The sequence below is a fragment of the uncultured Allobaculum sp. genome (genome assembly GCF_948576815.1).
GTDB lineage: Bacteria > Bacillota_I > Bacilli_A > Erysipelotrichales > Erysipelotrichaceae > Allobaculum > Allobaculum fili.
The window spans coordinates 1-17,852 of record NZ_CAPAEZ010000032.1 but is presented as its reverse complement, the minus strand read 5'-3'; the positions used below and the strand labels follow the sequence as shown (position 1 = coordinate 17,852).

15 protein-coding genes and 1 tRNA gene are annotated in these 17,852 nt (G+C 51.3%); 11 read left to right on the top strand and 5 right to left on the bottom strand.

Annotated features, from left to right (window positions below):
• Window positions 1-51 precede the first annotated feature (51 nt).
• From Q2J39_RS05975 to Q2J39_RS05960, 4 genes are all read left to right on the top strand, one after another.
• Window positions 52-501 carry a DUF4430 domain-containing protein gene (locus Q2J39_RS05975; RefSeq protein WP_230266726.1) on the top strand — a complete coding sequence of 150 codons (450 nt, stop codon included), beginning with the start codon at window positions 52-54 and terminating at the stop codon, window positions 499-501.
• Window positions 491-1,012 (top strand): hypothetical protein, encoded by a 522-nt coding sequence (locus Q2J39_RS05970; protein ID WP_230266725.1) that lies wholly within the window; start codon window positions 491-493, stop codon window positions 1,010-1,012. Before Q2J39_RS05975 ends, Q2J39_RS05970 begins: the two co-directional genes overlap by 11 nt.
• Window positions 1,013-1,288: 276 nt before the next feature.
• Window positions 1,289-2,110, top strand: coding sequence for a sugar-binding protein (locus Q2J39_RS05965; protein ID WP_230266724.1), 822 nt, complete (start codon window positions 1,289-1,291; stop codon window positions 2,108-2,110).
• 583 nt (window positions 2,111-2,693) lie between these two features.
• A complete protein-coding gene (locus Q2J39_RS05960) occupies window positions 2,694-4,457 on the top strand; it encodes a hypothetical protein (RefSeq protein ID WP_288339430.1) in 1,764 nt (587 codons plus the stop codon).
• Window positions 4,458-4,672: 215 nt separating this feature from the next.
• Here Q2J39_RS05960 and Q2J39_RS05955 read toward each other — a convergent pair whose 3' ends face one another.
• Genes Q2J39_RS05955 through Q2J39_RS05945 form a run of 3 tightly spaced genes read right to left on the bottom strand, consistent with a single transcriptional unit; the run spans window position 4,673 to window position 8,151 of the window.
• Window positions 4,673-5,662 carry an aspartate-semialdehyde dehydrogenase gene (locus tag Q2J39_RS05955; protein WP_230266722.1) on the bottom strand — a complete coding sequence of 330 codons (990 nt, stop codon included), beginning with the start codon at window positions 5,660-5,662 and terminating at the stop codon, window positions 4,673-4,675.
• A gap of 38 nt (window positions 5,663-5,700) precedes the next feature.
• Entirely contained in the window at window positions 5,701-7,014 is a 1,314-nt protein-coding gene (locus tag Q2J39_RS05950) for an aspartate kinase (RefSeq protein ID WP_288339427.1), read from the bottom strand.
• Window positions 7,015-8,151 (bottom strand): homoserine dehydrogenase, encoded by a 1,137-nt coding sequence (locus tag Q2J39_RS05945; RefSeq protein WP_288339425.1) that lies wholly within the window; start codon window positions 8,149-8,151, stop codon window positions 7,015-7,017.
• A 98-nt stretch (window positions 8,152-8,249) separates the two neighbouring features.
• Here Q2J39_RS05945 and thrC point away from each other — a divergent pair, with 98 nt between their 5' ends.
• From thrC to Q2J39_RS05920, 5 genes are all read left to right on the top strand, one after another.
• Window positions 8,250-9,719, top strand: a complete 1,470-nt coding sequence (gene thrC, locus Q2J39_RS05940) for a threonine synthase (protein ID WP_288339424.1) — start codon at window positions 8,250-8,252, stop codon at window positions 9,717-9,719.
• A complete protein-coding gene (thrB, locus tag Q2J39_RS05935; protein ID WP_230266718.1) occupies window positions 9,716-10,588 on the top strand; it encodes a homoserine kinase in 873 nt (290 codons plus the stop codon). The genes thrC and thrB overlap by 4 nt, the downstream gene beginning before the upstream one ends.
• The gene (locus tag Q2J39_RS05930) at window positions 10,581-11,015 is read left to right on the top strand and encodes an ACT domain-containing protein (RefSeq protein ID WP_288339421.1); all 435 of its coding nucleotides are present in this window, start codon (window positions 10,581-10,583) and stop codon (window positions 11,013-11,015) included. Before thrB ends, Q2J39_RS05930 begins: the two co-directional genes overlap by 8 nt.
• Window positions 11,012-11,773, top strand: coding sequence for a DUF1461 domain-containing protein (locus Q2J39_RS05925; protein WP_230266716.1), 762 nt, complete (start codon window positions 11,012-11,014; stop codon window positions 11,771-11,773). The genes Q2J39_RS05930 and Q2J39_RS05925 overlap by 4 nt, the downstream gene beginning before the upstream one ends.
• A 554-nt stretch (window positions 11,774-12,327) precedes the next feature.
• On the top strand, window positions 12,328-12,909 hold the full coding sequence (locus Q2J39_RS05920) for a nucleoside triphosphate pyrophosphatase (protein ID WP_288339418.1): 582 nt from the start codon (window positions 12,328-12,330) through the stop codon (window positions 12,907-12,909).
• Between the two features lie 245 nt (window positions 12,910-13,154).
• Here the strand turns inward: Q2J39_RS05920 and Q2J39_RS05915 are convergent.
• Together Q2J39_RS05915 and Q2J39_RS05910 are read right to left on the bottom strand one after the other, a co-directional pair.
• Window positions 13,155-13,228: transfer RNA gene (locus Q2J39_RS05915), tRNA-Thr, on the bottom strand.
• Window positions 13,229-13,442: 214 nt separating this feature from the next.
• Window positions 13,443-13,763 (bottom strand): hypothetical protein, encoded by a 321-nt coding sequence (locus Q2J39_RS05910; protein WP_288339417.1) that lies wholly within the window; start codon window positions 13,761-13,763, stop codon window positions 13,443-13,445.
• Between Q2J39_RS05910 and Q2J39_RS05905 the strand changes: the two genes are divergently transcribed.
• On the top strand, window positions 13,735-15,729 hold the full coding sequence (locus tag Q2J39_RS05905; protein WP_288339415.1) for a discoidin domain-containing protein: 1,995 nt from the start codon (window positions 13,735-13,737) through the stop codon (window positions 15,727-15,729). The genes Q2J39_RS05910 and Q2J39_RS05905 overlap by 29 nt on opposite strands.
• 334 nt (window positions 15,730-16,063) lie before the next feature.
• Window positions 16,064-17,662: a putative manganese-dependent inorganic diphosphatase gene (locus Q2J39_RS05900; RefSeq protein WP_288339413.1), complete on the top strand. Its 1,599-nt coding sequence runs from the start codon at window positions 16,064-16,066 to the stop codon at window positions 17,660-17,662.
• Window positions 17,663-17,852 lie beyond the last annotated feature (190 nt).

Here is a 17,852-nt window from a genome sequence, read left to right as displayed (position 1 = left end):
AGAGAGTGAATTTGTTCTGGAAAGCCGTGTCTTTGGAAAGGAATCTTCGTTATGAAAAAATCTGTCCTTCGCACATACGGTGCGGGTGTTCTTCTTTGTGCTTCGCTGCTTATGGGCGCCTGTTCGCATGCAGAATCCGCTGCGGATTCGTATGCGGTTCGTTCATCGTCCCTGCAGGAAAGTTCGAGTACCTCCCTTTCAAGTAATGCCCCGGTCAATGAGACGGTTACTTTTACCATGCATGTGATGCATCAGGATGGGACAGGCAAGCAGATTCAGCTCACTACGAATGCCTCCAATCTGGCCGACGCGCTTCTCGAGCAGGGATGGATTGCGGGCGAACAAAGTCAGTACGGCCTTTTTGTGACCGAAGTCGATGGGGAAAAGGCCGAAAAGGGTGCCTGGTGGAAACTGCAGATCAACGGCGAAGACGCCCAGACGGGCGTAAGTTCGATTCAGCCGGAAAACGATGCCGTCTACACATGGTCCTATGAGCAGTAAGTCCCGCACCCTGCTTTACGATGCCTGCTTTGGCGCGCTTTACGGCGCTCTGATGTTCGCTCTGAAAATGGCGATGGCGTCCCTGCCCAATATTGAACCGGTTACGCTGCTCGTTCTGGTGGCCGGCTGCTGTCTGGGAAAGAAAGGCTTTCTGGCGATCTGTGTCTATATCGTCTGCGAACTGCTCGTCTGGGGAGCCGGCGTCTGGAATATGGGCTATGTCCTGGTCTGGCCGCTTCTCTTTGACGTGGCCTATGCCTGCCGTCGCATCCGATCGATCTGGTTCTGGAGTCTGCTGGCTGGCGTTTTTGGCTTTTCCTTCGGGTTCTGGTTTGCGCTGATTTTTGGACTGTTCAATGGCGTATCCGCTGCCTTTTCGTGGTGGGTGGCGGGTCTTCCTTTTGATCTGGTCCATGGCGTGGCCAATATGGTCGTGACGTTTTTTCTGTTTCTGCCGCTTCGCGGGCTGTGTAAACGATTCGACCGGCGCGCTCCGGCAGGGCGCCGCTAAGCCAGAAAAAAGCGATGTGCTGAATTTTTAATGTATACCTTTTGAAAAAATCATAAGGCAAAAGAATCAAACAAATTGGATGATAATGTCTTAACATAGGTTTTTAAAATGTCTATATATGGCGATTTATATGGCGATTTATATGGCGATTTTTGGCGATGCCTTGGATTTTCAGTGGCTTCTTTGGTCACTAAAATGGAATAGTCAGAAAACGCTTACAGGTGTTGAAGAGGCGCACCTATACTAGGGGTAAGAAAAGCAGGAGGAAAAAGAAAAATGAACACTCTGCGAAAACTTACTCTGGGCGCCGGCGCGCTGCTGCTTCTTGCTGGCTGCTCTACAACGCCGGCGGCCAAAACGCCGACCGACGCTTCAGCTTCGGAAGGAAAGGAAAAAGCGGCCGTTTCCGCTGCCATTCCAAACCAGGCCACCACGCCGCACTATGATGTCGTAAAACGAGACGAAGCAGCGACGATCGACGGCAAGATCGACGAAGACGTCTGGTCGAGCGTACAGAATATCTCCGGATCCTTCTTCTATCCATGGGCAGATAAAGAAGCGCCGGTAACGGTATTCGAAGCGTACAACGACGGAACCGATCTGTACTTCATGTTTGAAGTTACCGATCCGGAAGTCCTCGTGGAAGAAGACTGGAAAGACGATGAAAGTACAGTCGATGCGGAAGACCGCGTAGAAATCTTTCTCGCGCAGGGACCGGTAGACCTGCCGACACCCAAAGGCATGCCGCTCTACTACGGTGTAGAAATCGACCCGAAGGGACGCGTTCATGACTATTCCATCGAGTACTATCGCCACTTTGACGGAACCTGGAATCTTGAAGGTCTTGAAACCGCTGGCGTACAGACCGACGATGGCTACGTTGTCGAAGGCAAAGTGCCGCTGAGCACGCTGAAAGATCTGAACCTTCTTAAGGAAGATGGAACGATGCGCACAGGCGTATACCGTGCCGAATTCTCGTCTCCGGAAAAAGAAGGCGACGATACCGTCATGGAATGGATTTCCTGGGTAGATCCAAAAACCGAAGAACCGGACTATCATGTCGATTCTTCCTTCGGTGAATTCCGTATCCTGAAATAGCACGATTTGTTCCAGACCGCAGACGGCCTGTCGTTTGAAATACATCCACAAGGCAGTCCTGACCGTTTTTTCGGAAGGGCTGCTTTTCTTTTGGTCGAGTTTAAAATCAGAAACCGGTTTGAAAAGGAAGGACGAGCCGGAATACACGTTTCGGATTCTGAACCGTATAACGGTACAGAAACCCGGAACGTTTTCTTTTTGGTCCTCTCAGAGGGTGAAAAAGCGGGTCTGATAATAAAGTTAAAAATAATTATGAAGGTACAAATGAATTACGATAGTGACAATGTGTATACTAAATTTTTAAAAGATCAACCATTTTAACAAATCGGGTGGAATAATAGAGAATCTTAGTTAAGAAATGTCCGAATTGCTCATAAAATCAGGTTTAGAGATGTCCGCAACGAATTAAAAGTAATGCCATAATTCCCAGCCAGAAAAGGAAAATCCGGGCAGATTTTCCCGAAAATGGACGCGAAGAACGGTTCGCCGCGCCATTTTCCGAAAATGCAACAATTTTTGTACAGGTCAGATGATTTATTTCCAATCCATAATCTGACCTGTCTTTTTGACAGGAGAAAGATGTATGAAGTATCCGATTCTCAAGCGACTGGCCCTCGTTCTGATGAGTGTTTCGATGGCGCTCAGTCTGGAAATTTCTCCCGCGCTCCAGAGTCATCGAATGCAGATTCAGGCCAAAGAAGACGATTCAGGACTGACGTATGCGTATCCCGAACCCGTTTACAATATCGATGCGAGTCTTTTAGGGGAAGAAGATCGAAAATTTGAATTTTCCAGCCGGGAAAAAGACGTACAGCCGTATGAAGGGACGTTCGAAGAGCGTGTGAATCAGCTGCGGCGCGATTTGCCGCAGGGGCGCTGCTGGAACCATTTCAGTCCGGATTCGGCCTATTCCCTGACCAGTACGACGGACGTTCCGTGTTCGGATCATGGTTCGCGCAGCGGAAGCGTCAAATGCAACAGCTTCGATCAGGGCGTGCAGTGCGCCGGCTTTGCCTACCTCTGTTATTACAAGTGCCATGGCTATTTGCGCAGCTCGCGGATCGGTACCCGGTATGTGGTTGGAAACGAAGGCATTCGGGCAGGCGATGTGATCCGTATGAGCGGGCATACCGCCTTTGTCTGGAACGTAAACGGCGATCAGCTGTCGATTCTCGAAGCCAACTATGGAGCCTCGTGCCGGATTGACCATTCCCGTACGGTCCGCGCCTCCGAAGTTCTGCATTACTGGACACCGAAGGCGTATGTCCTTCATTACAATGCCAACGGCGGACAGGGAAGTCCGAATGCGAAAATCGTTCCGATCGATACGCCCTATACGCTCGGAGACGGTGCGCTTTGGCGCCCTGGCTATCAGTTCGCAGGATGGACGGTATCCAGGCTCACCAGCAGCGAAAGTCTGTACGAGAAAAATGGAACCCGGGCCTATTTTGCAGATCCTGTGCAGGCGCAGCAGGAAGGCTGGAAACTGGCTGTCGTCGCTTCGTGGGAAAGTCTGACACCCTCCGATTTCGGGCAGCCTTTAGCCCAGAGCGGCGATGACATCGAACTGCGTGCTGTCTGGAAGGAAAAAACACGGACGCTCTCGTTCGATCCGGGCATCGGACAGGGAACCATGGAGCCGATTTTGGTTTCGCTAGGCGAGGGCGGTACGCAAATTCTCGCCTGTACCTTTATCCATGACGCGATGGCGTTTAACGGCTGGCTCGTTTACCGTCCCAACGGACAGATTCTCTGTTCCAGTGACGGCACCCTTCGGGGAGATCTGCGCTATTTCGATACCATTCCAAATGCGCGCGGTGCCGGCTATTCTCCGGTACAAATCCCGGATGGCGCCGTGATCCATACGCTTGGTGACGACAGCGAAGAACCGCTTCGTCTGGAAGCCCAATGGACCGGCTATTCCAGAGCGAGCGCGGAGCGGGTGAATCTGCAGCGCCTGTACAACCCGAATTCTGGCGAACACTTTTATACGGAAAGCGCGGTGGAGCGCGACGCCTTAGTGCAGATGGGATGGACGTATGAAGGAGAAGGGTGGACGGCCCCTGTGCAGTCCGAGCTGCCTGTCTATCGTCTGTACAATCCGAACGCGGGCGATCATCATTACACGCTCAGTGAAGCGGAAAAAGACGGTCTGGTGCGAGCCGGCTGGATTTACGAAAAGATCGGCTGGTATTCCGATCCCGCCAAAGGCGTCCCGATTTATCGGCAGTACAATCCGAACGCGAAAGCCGGTGCGCACAATTTCACAAAGTCCAGTCAAGAAAATCAGGCGCTCGGCCGTCTTGGATGGGTCGCAGAAGGCATCAGCTGGTACGGGACGAAATAAAACTGGTTCAACACCAAGGGGAAAAAGGACTGCGTGAACAGCGCACTCGTTTTTTGAATTTCAAAATCGGCAGACACAGGCAAACGGCCGGAGAAAAGGACCGGCGGTCGCCTGGATCTGCGGATTTTTCTGGTCTGGGCTGTATTCGGCGAGACGGTCAAAGAGATAAAAACGGCGGCGTCCCGCGCAGGGATACCGCCGTAAAGTGTTTAAAGTTAAGCCTGTTCGTCCATTTCCATCAGTTTCTTGAGAATCTGAACGGCGTTGGAGGCAGCGCCTTTGCGGATCTGGTCGCCCGCACAGAAGAGCGAAACGGTTCTGTGGGTCGGATCAGCTGGATCGTAGCGCAGACGGCCGACGTAGACGAGATCCTGATTGGATGTGTCGATCGGCATCGGGTAGACGTTGTTTTCCGGATCGTCCTGCAGCTTTACGCCTTCGGAATGCGACAGACGTTCTTTTAAGGCATCGAGGTCGACCGGTTTTTCAGTACGGATTGTGATGGATTCGGAATGGGAACGCCATACGGGTACGCGTACGCACGTGCAGTTGACGTTCAGCTCTGGCGCGTGAAGAATTTTGCGGCCTTCATTCTGCATTTTCCATTCTTCGCTCGTAATGCCGTTTTCATCAAAGCCGCCGATCTGCGGGATGACGTTAAAGGCGATCGGATGAGCGAACGCTTCCGGTGTCGCTTCGGGATCCTTGAGCTGGTTTTCCAGATCGCGCAGACCTTTGACACCGGCGCCGCTTACAGCCTGAAATGTAGTGCAGATGACATCCTGAATGTTGTAGAGCTCGTGCAGATCGTGCATGGCCATTAATGCGATAATCGTGGAGCAGTTCGGGTTGGAAATGATGCCCTGATGCTTGCGGATATCTTCGGCATTGATTTCCGGAACGACCAGAGGAACATTTTCATCGAGACGGAAAGCGGAGGAGTTGTCGACGACAACGCAGCCGGCTTTCTGGGCCCACGGCATCCATTTTTTGGTGACATCGTTTTCGCAGGCACCCAGGACATAGTCGACGCCTTTGAACGAATCTTCGGTCAGTTCTTCAACGGTCCAGTCTTCGATCTGTTTTCCGGCGGATCGAGCCGAGGCGAGAAGTCTGATATTGGCTTCAATGCCCTGTTCGTGCAGACATTCGAGCATCTGCGCGCCTACAGCGCCGGTTGCACCGGCAATGGCGATGGTTTTCATAATCGTATTCCTTCTTCCTGATTCAAATGTAGAGCGGTTCAGTCAACGACAAATTCGTTGTAAATGACTTCGATCGTGCGGGAAAGGTCTTTTTCGCTGACGCCGACGGTAATGTTAATTTCGTTGGAGTCCTGCGCGATCATGACAATGTTGATGTGTTCGCGGCCTAAGGCTTCGAACAGACGGCCGGCGTTGCCCGGCTGATGGGACATGCTTTTGCCGACGGTGGAGACGAGCGCGATATGGTCCTGCACCTTGATTTCATCCGGTGCAACCTGACGCTTGATTTCGTGGAGAATCTCGTAAAGGCTGTCTTCAACTTCAGCTCCGTTGACCAGAACGGTAAAGGAGTCGATGCCGCTTGGAATGTGCTCGATCGAAACGTTGTAGCGTTCCAGAACGCTGAGCACTTTGCGCATGTAGCCGACTTCGTTGGACATGTGCTTCTTATAAATATAGATGGACAGGAAGCCCGGTTTGCCGGCCAGACCGGTAATCGGGTACTTGCGCGGCACGAGGGACGTTTCCTGAATGATCGTGCCGGCATCCTGCGGGCGGTTGGTGTTGAGAATATGAATCGGAATGTTGTTTTCCTGCGCGGGGAAGACGGCGTCTTCGTGAAGCACGGACGCGCCCATGTAGGAAAGCTCGCGCAGTTCGGAGTAGGTAATGTGGGTGATAGGCTGCGGATTGCGAACGATGCGCGGATCGGCCATCAGGAATCCGGAAACATCGGTCCAGTTTTCGTAGATATCTGCTTCCATGATGTTGGCCAGAATGGCACCGGTCACATCGCCGCCGCCGCGCGAGAAGACCATGATCTTGCCGTTGGCGGCTGTGCCGTAAAAGCCGGGGAATACGAAATGATCGTGTTCATTCATGATGGCTTTCAGACGGGCACGCGTCGCTTCCCAGTCGATGGACTTGTCGTGGTTGATCCGGATGACATCGGCCGCATCCACAAACGGGAAGCCGAGGTATTCGGCCATGAGCTTGGCGCAGAAGTATTCGCCGCGCGATACGATTTCCATTTCACTCATGGAAGAAAGGCTGGCGTACATCGTGTCCAGCTCTTTTTCGATCGGCTGCTTGAGGCCGAGGGTGTCGCGGATTTCCACGAAGCGGTCGCGGATCAGCTTGTAGACGTTGCTGGCATCGACATGATACTGACGATGCGCGTCGAGCAGGTAGAGCAGATCGGTAATCTTGGAATCATTGCTGCAGCGCTTGCCTGGTGCGGAGACGACGACATAACGGCGATCCGGATCGGCCTCCACGATTTCTTTTACTTTTCGAAACTGGCTGGCCTGGGAAACGGAGCTGCCGCCGAATTTCGTCACTTTTAAAGCCATTTATTTCCTCCATACTGCCAGCATGGCCGATGGATCGATCGCCTGGATCTCTTCGACAAGAGAAAGATCGCGATCTTTAATCAGCCAGAGACTGTCTTCTTCAAAATAGGTGGAATCTGCGTTCTTTACAGAATCGAGATTTTTGCACGTGCGTACAATCCAGTCTTCGCGGATACCATCCTTGCAGAATGTGGCGTGCTGATCGAGCGAAATTCTGCGAACGGTACCGTTCAGCAGGTTGATCGCGTCGGCGATCATAGCCTGCGCGGTCGGACTGCCGCCGGCTCCGGGGCCATAATAGCCTAAACTTCCAAAAGAAGAAGCTTCGATTTTTTGCGCGTTGTAATTTTGACCAACAGAAGACAGATAATCGCTCGCATTCAGGAAAACGGGTGCGATCAGAGCCGAAAAGGATCCGCTTTCATTTTTCAGAATTGCAAGATGGCGGATTTTTTTATGATGTTTTTTCGCCAGCGCGATCTCGTCTATGCCGATACTGGAGATGCCGATCGGATCGGGGAGAGTGGTTACAGGCGATTTTGTATATAAAGAGGAGACGAGCAGCGTTTTGTACCAGACATCTCTTCCTTCCACATCGTTGGTGGGGTCCACTTCTGCAAAGCCGAGCTCCTGTGCGCTGCGCAGCGCATCGGTAAAGGACGTGCCGTTTTCTTCCATGGAACTGAGAATATAGTTGCAGGTTCCGTTGAGAATGCCTTCAAATCCCTTGAGCTCTTCAGCGGCAGAAAGTTTGAGAATTCCGTCAATTAAAGGGATTCCACCCGCTACACTGGCCTCAATCTGAATCGATCCGCCATATTTGTCAGCCAGTTTGATATACTCAGGCAGATATGTGCTTAAAACCGCCTTGTTGGAAGAAATCACATTCTTTCCATGTTCCAGGGCGGTACGGATAAGGGTATTGGCCGGTTCCAGTCCGTTGAGGCATTCAAATACGATCTGAACGTCCTGCCGCGAAACGAGTGCTTTTCCATCTGCGGAAAAGTACGGTTCGCGCGCTTTGGCCGGGCGGACAAATACGCCTTTCATTTCCAGACCGTCAATGCCGCGGCATAAACGCTCTACGTTCTGTCCCACTGTACCGTAGCCAAGAAGGACACAATTCATCGTTTTCATTGCTTTGTACTCCTTTTGTTCTTGTCTAATATACACTTGTCTTAAAAACTTGCACATTGTATCATAGGGCATATGCGATTTCAAGGAGCCGAAAATTTATGAAACCTTATTATCAGTCAACCCGTAAAAACGCGGATCCGATCAGCGCCAAGGAGGCGGTGCTGCAGGGAATCAGTCCCGATGGCGGACTGTTTGTCTGGCCCGGACTCGGCCAGGAAAAGCTGAATCTGAACAAGCTGATTCAGCTCGATTACAAAGGCATCGCCAAGGAAGTGTTCACGGCGCTGCTTTCGGGCTATACCAGCGAAGAACTCGATGACTGCATTGAAAATGCCTACACCGGCAGTTTTGAAAGCGATGAAATTACGCCGGTAAAAGACGTTGACGGCATTTACATTCTCGAGCTGTTCCGCGGACCGACCAGCGCGTTCAAGGATGTCGCGCTGACCATTCTGCCGTGGTTCTTATCCAAAGCTCTGAATGATACCGGCAAGAAAGCGCTGATCCTCACCGCGACCAGCGGCGATACCGGGAAGGCGGCCATGTCCGGCTTTGAGGACGTAGACAATACCGGCATCTGCGTCTTCTATCCCCATAACAAAGTTTCCGCCGTGCAGTACAAGCAGATGGCTACCCAGTCGGGCGGCAACGTGAAAGTGTTTGCGGTCGAAGGCAACTTTGACGATGCGCAGAGCATGGTCAAGAAGCTGTTCCTCGATGAAGATCTGAAGGAAAAACTCGCCCGGGACGATATCGTTCTTTCTTCGGCGAACTCCATTAATATCGGACGTCTCATTCCGCAGATCGTGTACTACTTCGATGCCTATCGCCAGCTCGTAAACAAGGGCGTCATTCAGACGGGCGAAAAAGTATCCTTCTCGGTACCGACCGGAAACTTCGGCGACGTGCTCGCCGGCTACTACGCCATGCAGCTCGGTCTGCCGGTCGAAAAGTTCTACGTCGCCAGCAACGCCAACAACGTTCTTACCGAATTCCTTGCCTGCGGAACCTATAATCGCAACCGTCCGTTCATTCAGACGATTTCGCCAAGCATGGATATCCTGATCTCGTCCAACCTCGAGCGTCTGCTCTACTACGCATCGAATAAAGACACCGAAAAAGTTGCCGGCTGGATGAAGGATCTGGCCGAAAAGGGAAGCTATACGCTGGATGAAGACACCTTTGCGGAAATCTCCCGTCTTTTTGAAGGCGGCTGGTATGACGACGCGCAGCTCAAAGCCACCATTAAGGACGTCTTTGACAAAACCGGCTACGTGCTCGATCCGCATTCGGCGGCCGCGTATGCGCTTGCGAAAAAATCCGAAACGCCGGTCATCGCGCTGTCCACGGCGAGTCCGTACAAATTTACTCAGGACGTTCTCGATTCCCTTGGACAGAAAGAAGACAATCCATGGCAGGCGATGCGCGATCTGGAAAAGATCAATGCCGACGCCATTCCGCATCCTTTAGCCGTTCTCGAACGTCTCGAAATTCTGCACGATGCGGTAATTGATCCTGAAGCGATGAAAGAAAATGTGCTCGACGCTTCGAAGGAGATTTTTGCATGATTACGGTGAAAGTACCGGCGACCAGCGCCAACTGCTCCGTGGGCTTTGATACTCTCGGACTTGCGCTGAACTGGTACTCTTCCATTACGTTTGAAAAAAGCGATGAGCTGCTCATCAGCGGCTGTCCCAGGGAATACGCCACTGCCGACAATCTGGTTTGGACATCCTTTGTGTTCGCCTGCCATAAGTGCGGCAAGCCGGTTCCAAACGTACACATCGACATTCAGTCCGATATTCCGTTTGCCAGAGGCCTAGGCTCGTCGAGTCAGTGCGTCGTCGCCGGCATTCTTGGCGCCAACGCGATCGCCGAACTGGAGATGGATCACGATCAGCTGCTGGCGTGCGCGGTGGAAATTGAAGGCCATCCCGACAACGTTGCCCCGGCTCTGAACGGCGCGCTTTCCGTTACGGTGGAAGGTACCCGCTCGCTGATCGGCGTCAATCTGGGGGCCAACGGCTGGAAAGCCCTTGTGGTCATTCCGCCGTATGAAGTGTCCACCCCGATGGCGCGCAAGGCGCTGCCAGAAGAAATTCCTCTTCACAATGCAGCCATGCAGGCCGGCCGGGCCATGCTCTTTGAATACGCCTGGACGCATAAAGACGAAACGCTGCTGTTTGAAGCGTGTCATGATCTGCTTCATGAGCCAAGCCGCTCAAAGCTGATTGCTCACTATCCGGCGATGCAGGAAATTGCGGCACGAAATTCCGTACCGTTCTGGATTTCCGGATCCGGATCTACCATGCTTTTTGTAAGTCAGAACAAGGACACTCTTCAGGCGCTGAAAGAGGAAATTAAAAACGCACATCCCGAACTGGATGTACGTCTGTCTGAAGTTTCAGAACATGGAGCGGAGGTCATTCATGGATAAATACTATCTGGTCAATTCTTCGATTCTTCCCGATGTCATTGAAAAAGTCGTCGAAGCGCAGAATCTGCTCAATTCCGGCAAAGTCCGCCGGATCTGCGAAGCGGTACGCGAAGTCGGCATTTCCCGGGGAACGTACTATAAATATAAGAATTCCATTTTTCAGTTTGAGCCCAAGGACGCAAGCCGCCGGGCGATTCTTTCACTCGTCGTTCAGGATGAAAAAGGCGTGCTTTCCATCATCCTGACCCGTATTGCCCAGCTCAACTGCAACGTCATCGCCATCAACCAGACCGTCCCGATCAATCACGTTTCCAACGTGACGCTGACTCTCGATATTACCGAGCTCGAACAGAGCATCGAAGATCTCGTGGACATTTTGCGCAAGACCGACCGGGTCTCCAGCGTATATCTGGTTACCGTCGAATGACGCGCAAGGTTTTACCTGTTCTTTTTGGCTTTTCCTTTCTGATCGCCGCCCTGCTTTCGAGCGTCGCGGCGGTCGTTTTTGATCACGGCTTTTACATACGTCTGTATGACAAGCTGAATCTGGCACAGACCGTTTCGGTGTCCGATGAAGATCTTCAGAATTCCATTTTCATGATGACGGATTACGTCGAGGGCAAACGCGACAATCTCGACGGCAAGGTATTCTGGAAAAACGAAGTGCGCGATACCTTCAATGCCAAAGAGAAAAAGCACATGGTTGATGTCCGGCAGCTGTGGCAAAACGCCAGACTGGTCATGATTGTTTCCTGGTTCGTCTGTCTGATCAGCGCAGGCTGGCTGTTCTGGAAATTCGGATCCAACGGAACCCGCTGTCTCGGAATTCTGATGACGGGGATCAGACAGGCCGGCGCCTGTCTGCTGGTCGTACTGATCTTTTTTGCCTTCTGGTATTTCATCGACTTCACCGGCTTATGGACCTGGTTTCATACCCTCTTCTTTGCGGGAAACATGGACTGGCTGCTCAATCCGGCGACAGATTTCATGATTGTCATCTGTCCGGAAGCCATGTTCTCCACCATGATCGCCAAAATCGCGATCAAACTCATTCTGGCGGTTCTCGGCTTTTACGGCGGTATGGCTTATCTCAAATCCCGTCTGCAGGAACAGCGATACCTGCAGCGGATCGTTCCCCAGAGTCATCTGCATCCGCAGACGGATTCTGAATCCGTCGGACGCTGAACAAACGATAAAGGTCGCGGAATTTGCGGCTTTGCACCATTCGTCGAATTCCTTGATCCAAGGGAAAAGGGAAAAGCGGAAGTGCAAATTCAAAATACGAAAGAAACGAAAACAGGGCGGTAAGGATTCGCTGGTTGTAATTCCGGCGGATCGATACTGCCCTGTATTGTTTATTAAAAGACCGGATTTGAACAAATTCAGAGGGAAAGAAAGATACCGCAGGAGAAAAACATTTTGGATTGGATGCACACGCAAATGAGACGTGAAATCTCTTCTTTCCACTCTCTTCCTACATAAAAAGGCCTCTGGCTGGAGACCCTTTTACACGTATAAGTTCTGTAGAATTCCTTGTCGTTCTTAGTACCTGCGCAATACGCAAAACAGAAGCTTTCGTCAATGGATTCGGTTCGAAATCCATAAAACCGACGACTGCCTGAGAAAAAGAGAAGGATACTGTACCTGAGGAGCCGGCAGGGAGAAAGAGTCGAACGTCGAAAAGAAAATGCGATAGGATAGGGAAAGAGAAAATCGCATGAACCGAAAGGAGTTTTCTTATGTCCAGACTGATTCTTGCCAGCCAGTCGCCCCGGCGCAAAGAGCTGCTGAAAACCATTGTTTCCGATTTTGAGTGCATTCCCGCAAAAGGGGACGAAGTCTTCCATTCTGGTCCGATCGATGAAGCTCAGCGCGATGTAGCGCTGGCTAAAGCCAGAGAAGTATTTCAGGCTCATCCCGAATCCATCGTTCTTGCCGCGGACACGATTGTTGTGGACGGCAGCCGGATCCTGCAAAAGCCCAAATCGAAAGCCGAAGCTTTTGAAACGCTGCGCTCTCTTTCGGGCAGAAGTCATGAAGTGAAAACCGCAGTCGTTTTAATGGAGGAGAAGCAGACGATCTCGACAGTGGAAACGACGGTTGTCCATTTTCGAAATCTGAGCGATAAAGAAATTCAGGCGTACGTCGAGCAGGGAACGTGTCTGGATAAGGCGGGAAGCTACGGAATTCAGGATGTCGATTTTGTTGACGGCATTGACGGATCCTACACGAATGTGGTCGGACTCCCGGTGGAACTCGTTCGAAACTGGCTGGAAAGCCGATCCCTCGCCGATGTGGCGCAGACAAATGCGCAGGCATGATCCAGCTGCTTGTACCGAAAAAGAAAAGACAAAAAAGAAAAAAGCGAGCCGGCAGGCAGAGAATGCGAAAAGCATTTCAGTCTGCAGCAGCTCGCTTTTTTGATGAAAGGCGTCTGGAACGCAAAGCTGATCCAGACGCAAATCCGAATGGATCGACAGCCAGATCGAAGTCGAACGATCGAAACCGATCACGAAAAAAATCTGGACAATAAAAAAACCGCTCATTTGAGCGGTTGATTTTCAAATGGTGCCGGCACGCGGAATTGAACCACGAGCTCATCCTTACCATGGACGTGTATTACCATTATACTATGCCGGCGTCTTGACCTGACTCGCTTATATTACCAATTCCCTGTAGGGGAGTCAACAAATTCAGAAAAACTTTTTCAGAAATTGTTGGGGAGTGAAACTGGGTTAAAAATAGCTGAGAACAGATAATAACTGAGGCAATCCAGACACTGGACGCAGACGGTATGGACCGCCCGCTTTTCCCGAGGAATGGATCGGCGTTTTGAAGAGAAGCTCTTCAAGCCTCATGCAAGAGTATACAACAGAGTTTCTTTTCTCTCCAGTCCCAGGGCCGCCAAGCCTTCAAAAAAACGGCCGGACAGTTTGCCGGAATAGACGATTTCTTTCCTTATACGGGCAAAGACTGCAAAAAAAGCCAATGGTAAATTGAAACCATCAAACGTCGGAAACGGCACAGGCAAAGCAGAAACCTGCGTCCATGAAGGTTCAGTCCGGCGTACAAAATGGAAGAAGAGAAAACGAAGAGAGGAAACTATGAAGCAATTCAGAAAACGGCTGGCGGCAGGATTTCTTGGAATGAGCCTGAGCTGCTCGGCGTTTGGCATGCCCGTACTGGCGGCCAACGATGCCCCGACGCAAAACCCGAGCCTGTACGGATTTGTTGCCGGAAGCGATCAGGGAACGAGCGACATGATTGAAAAGACCGGCCTGCAGCAGCTCGACTATACCGATGAAAACGGGGTGACCCTCAGCTATTGGCTGTACGTACCCAAAAATGCGGACGGAAGCGTTGAAGAAGATCTTCCGCTTGTCGTTCACATGCACGGCTATTCCGACGGCGGGAAAACGAGAACGGTCGTCAACCGTCATTATGGCATGGGCTATCAGCTTTTGGCGGATCGGGACAATCCGGTTCGCAAGGCAATCCTTCTGATGCCGCAGACACCACAGGCGACGGTGAACGGAACGTATTTAAACGACGGCAATGAACAGGACCGCTGGGTCAATCTGCCGGGGCTGACGGTAAACGGCAATTACTGGAAGCGTTCGAACTGGGATATGCAGGAAAGGGAACGCTCTCAGAATCTCGACGCGGCGTATAACCTGATCAAGCAGGTACAGAACACATACCATACCGATCTGGATCGCACGTATCTTTCCGGCGAATCCATGGGGGGATGCGCCACCTGGGATCTGCTGCTGCGCGATGACGAATATCTTTTTGCGGCGGCTATGCCGATGTGCGGAATCGGGGATCCGACACTCGCGGAAAATGCCTCAAAAACCCAGATTCGCATGTACCACTGTAAAAACGATCCGACCATTACCTCCGCTGCGGGAAGGGTAATGTACGAAGCGATGGCTCCGTATGGAAATGTGACGTATACCGAATACGACAGCACTTCCCACTTCTGCTGGAACTATGCCTGGAGCAAGACGCTCGACGATGACGGAAACGGTGTCTCCAATCTCGAAGATGCGATCGACTGGATGTTCAATCAGTCTCGCAAGGGAACGCTCGATCATACGGTCGATAAAGCACCGTTAAAACAGCTCATGAAAAAAGCCGAAGCGGCTTCGGCAGCCGATTACGATCCAAAAACATTAGAGAAAATCGCCAGACTGGCGCAGGAAGGCGAAACGCTGCTGGCCAATGCGGCGGCAACGCAGGAAGAGACAGCCAGACTGTGCGAAAAAATTGCCGAATGGCTTTCCCGCAAATCGTCCAGTCTCTGTTTTGAACAAGGGGTCTATCCTTCCCAAACGTGGGGGGATTCCCATGCCTGGCTTGCGGTGGACGGAAATACATCGACGTTCTGGGACGGCAACTCCAATACCTTGAATCCGTGTGTGGATATTCAGCTCGATCATCCCGTTCTGCTGGATTCGCTTACGGTGACGACCCGGATTAACGCGTCGAAATACTATAAATATGAAGTGTACGGATCACTCGATCGCAAAACCTGGGAAAAGATCGGGGAAAAGACCAGTACGGCCGCTTCAACGGAATCTGGCGATACGTATACGTTTGACGGAGACCGGCTGGTTTCCTGGATCCGTCTGAAAGGCGTTGAAAGCAATGTGAACAACTCGTTCCATATTGCGGAAATCAGCGCGACAGGCAGTCATGCCTTTCTCGATTTAAAAGAGCGCATGGAAACGATTGATGCGATTCTTCAGGAAGAAGAAGAAAAGAACGTCCTTCCTTCTTCTTTGAAAGAACAGCTTGAGACGCTCAGCGATTCGTGGCAGAACGTTCAGCTCACCGTCGATACAACGGACGAGCAGATTGAGGCGCTCATTGAACAGGCGGACAGCCTGATCGAAACTGTCCGTTCTCTGCCGGATATGTCTTTGTTGAAATGTGCTCTGAACAAAACCCATACGTTGCAGCTGAATGAATTTGCGGAGGGGGAAGACAAAACGAATCTTCTGACACAGGCCGAAGCAGCGCAGGATCTTCTCGATACTGTAACTGCGCAGCAGACGGTCAATGCGATGACCAGAGATCTGGGAAATCGTCTTCTTGCACTGCGCCGGCTTCCGGACGCTTCCCGTCTTCCGGCTTAGACAAAATCGCTTTTTCGCGTTTCGTGCGAGAACGGATCATCGAAGAAGATCACCCACAAAGGACAGCTTTAAGCCAATGACGCAGGATCCAGGCGCTTCGGATCCTGCGTTTTTCCTGGGAAAGAAGCCGAATCGGGAATTTGAAACCCAGTTGGTTTGCCGCTCTTCATCCGCTGCTCTTTTCCTCAAAACGATGAAAGGGATTTCGAATGCCTTTTCTAAAAGTGCAATCGTTGAAAAAGGTGTCTGAATCAGACACGGGGGCAAAAAGCGGGTATCCTGTTCATGCTATACTTGAAACGAAAAATCATACAGTAAATCATGAGGAATGAATATGAAACAGCCCGTATATGTAATTGGTCATAAACGACCCGACACGGATTCGGTATGCGGTGCCATTACTCTGGCGGCTCTGAAACAGAAGCTGGGGGAAAATGTAGTACCGGCCCGTCTGGGTCATCTGAATCCGGAGACGAAATACATTCTGGACAAAGTCGGCGTACCCGCGCCGATCCGTCTGTCGACGGCCAAGAATTCGCTGGAAGAAATTGAAATTGACCAGGCAACGCTGATCAATCAGAACGACACGCTGCGCTACGGCTGGGATCTGATGCTGGAAAATAATGCGAAAACCATTTACGTGCTCGATGACGAAGCCTGTTATGCCGGCATGGTTACCCTGGCCGATATTTCCAAAATCCAGATGCAGGATCTCAATATCACCCGCGAGCTGCTCAAGGATACGCCGGACGAAAATATCCAGGACGTTGTTCACGGTGAAATCCTTTTTAAAGGAACCCGCGCCAAAAGCGGCGATGTTCGCATCGCGGATAAGAAGATGATGGAGCGCGACCTGACCGGCGCGATCATGGTGCTCAACGATCATGAAGACGACATGATCAAGGCGATGGCCAAAGGGGCCGCCATGATCGTCATTGCCGAAGGCTTTGTCCCCAACGACTACATTTTTGAAATGGCGAAAGCGATGGGGGTTACGCTGATCAGTACGCCGTACAACCTGATGAAGATCATTCAGATGATCTACCGCTCGATTCCGGTGCGCATGATCATGACGCCAAAGGAAAAAGCCGTGGCGTTCCATCCTTCTGAATATCTCGAAGACGTCGAGAAGAAGATGCTGCAGACGAGGCATTCTTCCTATCCCGTTGTTGTCGGAAACCAGATCGTCGGTGCGGTAGCCCGCTACCATCTGCTCAAGGCCGAACCGAAGAAGTTTATTCTGGTCGACCATAACGAAAGCAAGCAGTCCATCGACGATCGCGAACAGGGCGAAATTCTCGAGATTGTCGACCATCATCGCATCGGCGATATTGAAACGACCAAACCGATCGTGTTCCGCAACATGATCGTCGGTTCTTCCAATACGATCATTGCCCTGATGTATCAGGAACTGAATATCCGCATGGATGAGAAAATCGCCAAGCTGGTTCTGTATGCGATGATCAGCGACACCATGAACTTCAAATCTCCGACCTGCACGATCACCGACCAGATCACAGCTCGTAACATTGAACAGGAGTACGGTCTGAACGCCGCGGAAATGGCCGAAGATCTGTTTCGCCATACCGCCACGATCGAAGGCAAGGAGTTCAAGGAAATTTTGTATCAGGACTGCAAGGAGTTCGATCTCTCCGGTGTGAAGACGGAAATCAGTCAGGTACTGGTGTTCGACTATTCCGATGTCGAACGCATCCGCGATGACTTTGAAGAATATATGGAAAAGGAAGCCCGAAACCGCAAGATCGGTCTTTGGGTCATGGCCTTTACCAATGTGGAAGGAAGCGGTTCGCACTTTATCGCTGCCGGTCCGGAAGCCGCCCGAACCCGTCCGATTCTCAAGGAATTTGAAGAGCTCGGCTACGTCTCCAGAAAGAAACAGTTTGTTCCTGGTCTGAGCGCGGCTCTGCGCTGATGGACAGGATTTTAGAATTTGTCTGAAGTTTTAAAATCGATAAAACAAAGCGGTCTTCCGCTCACCGGTGATCTATCGTACAGGGAGCGTTAAGACCGCTTTTCTTCTGCTTTCTTCTGGTTCAGACGGTTCGAAGGTAAGTGTCAAACAATCGACGGGTATACGCGAGACTGAATATTAGATACGCTAA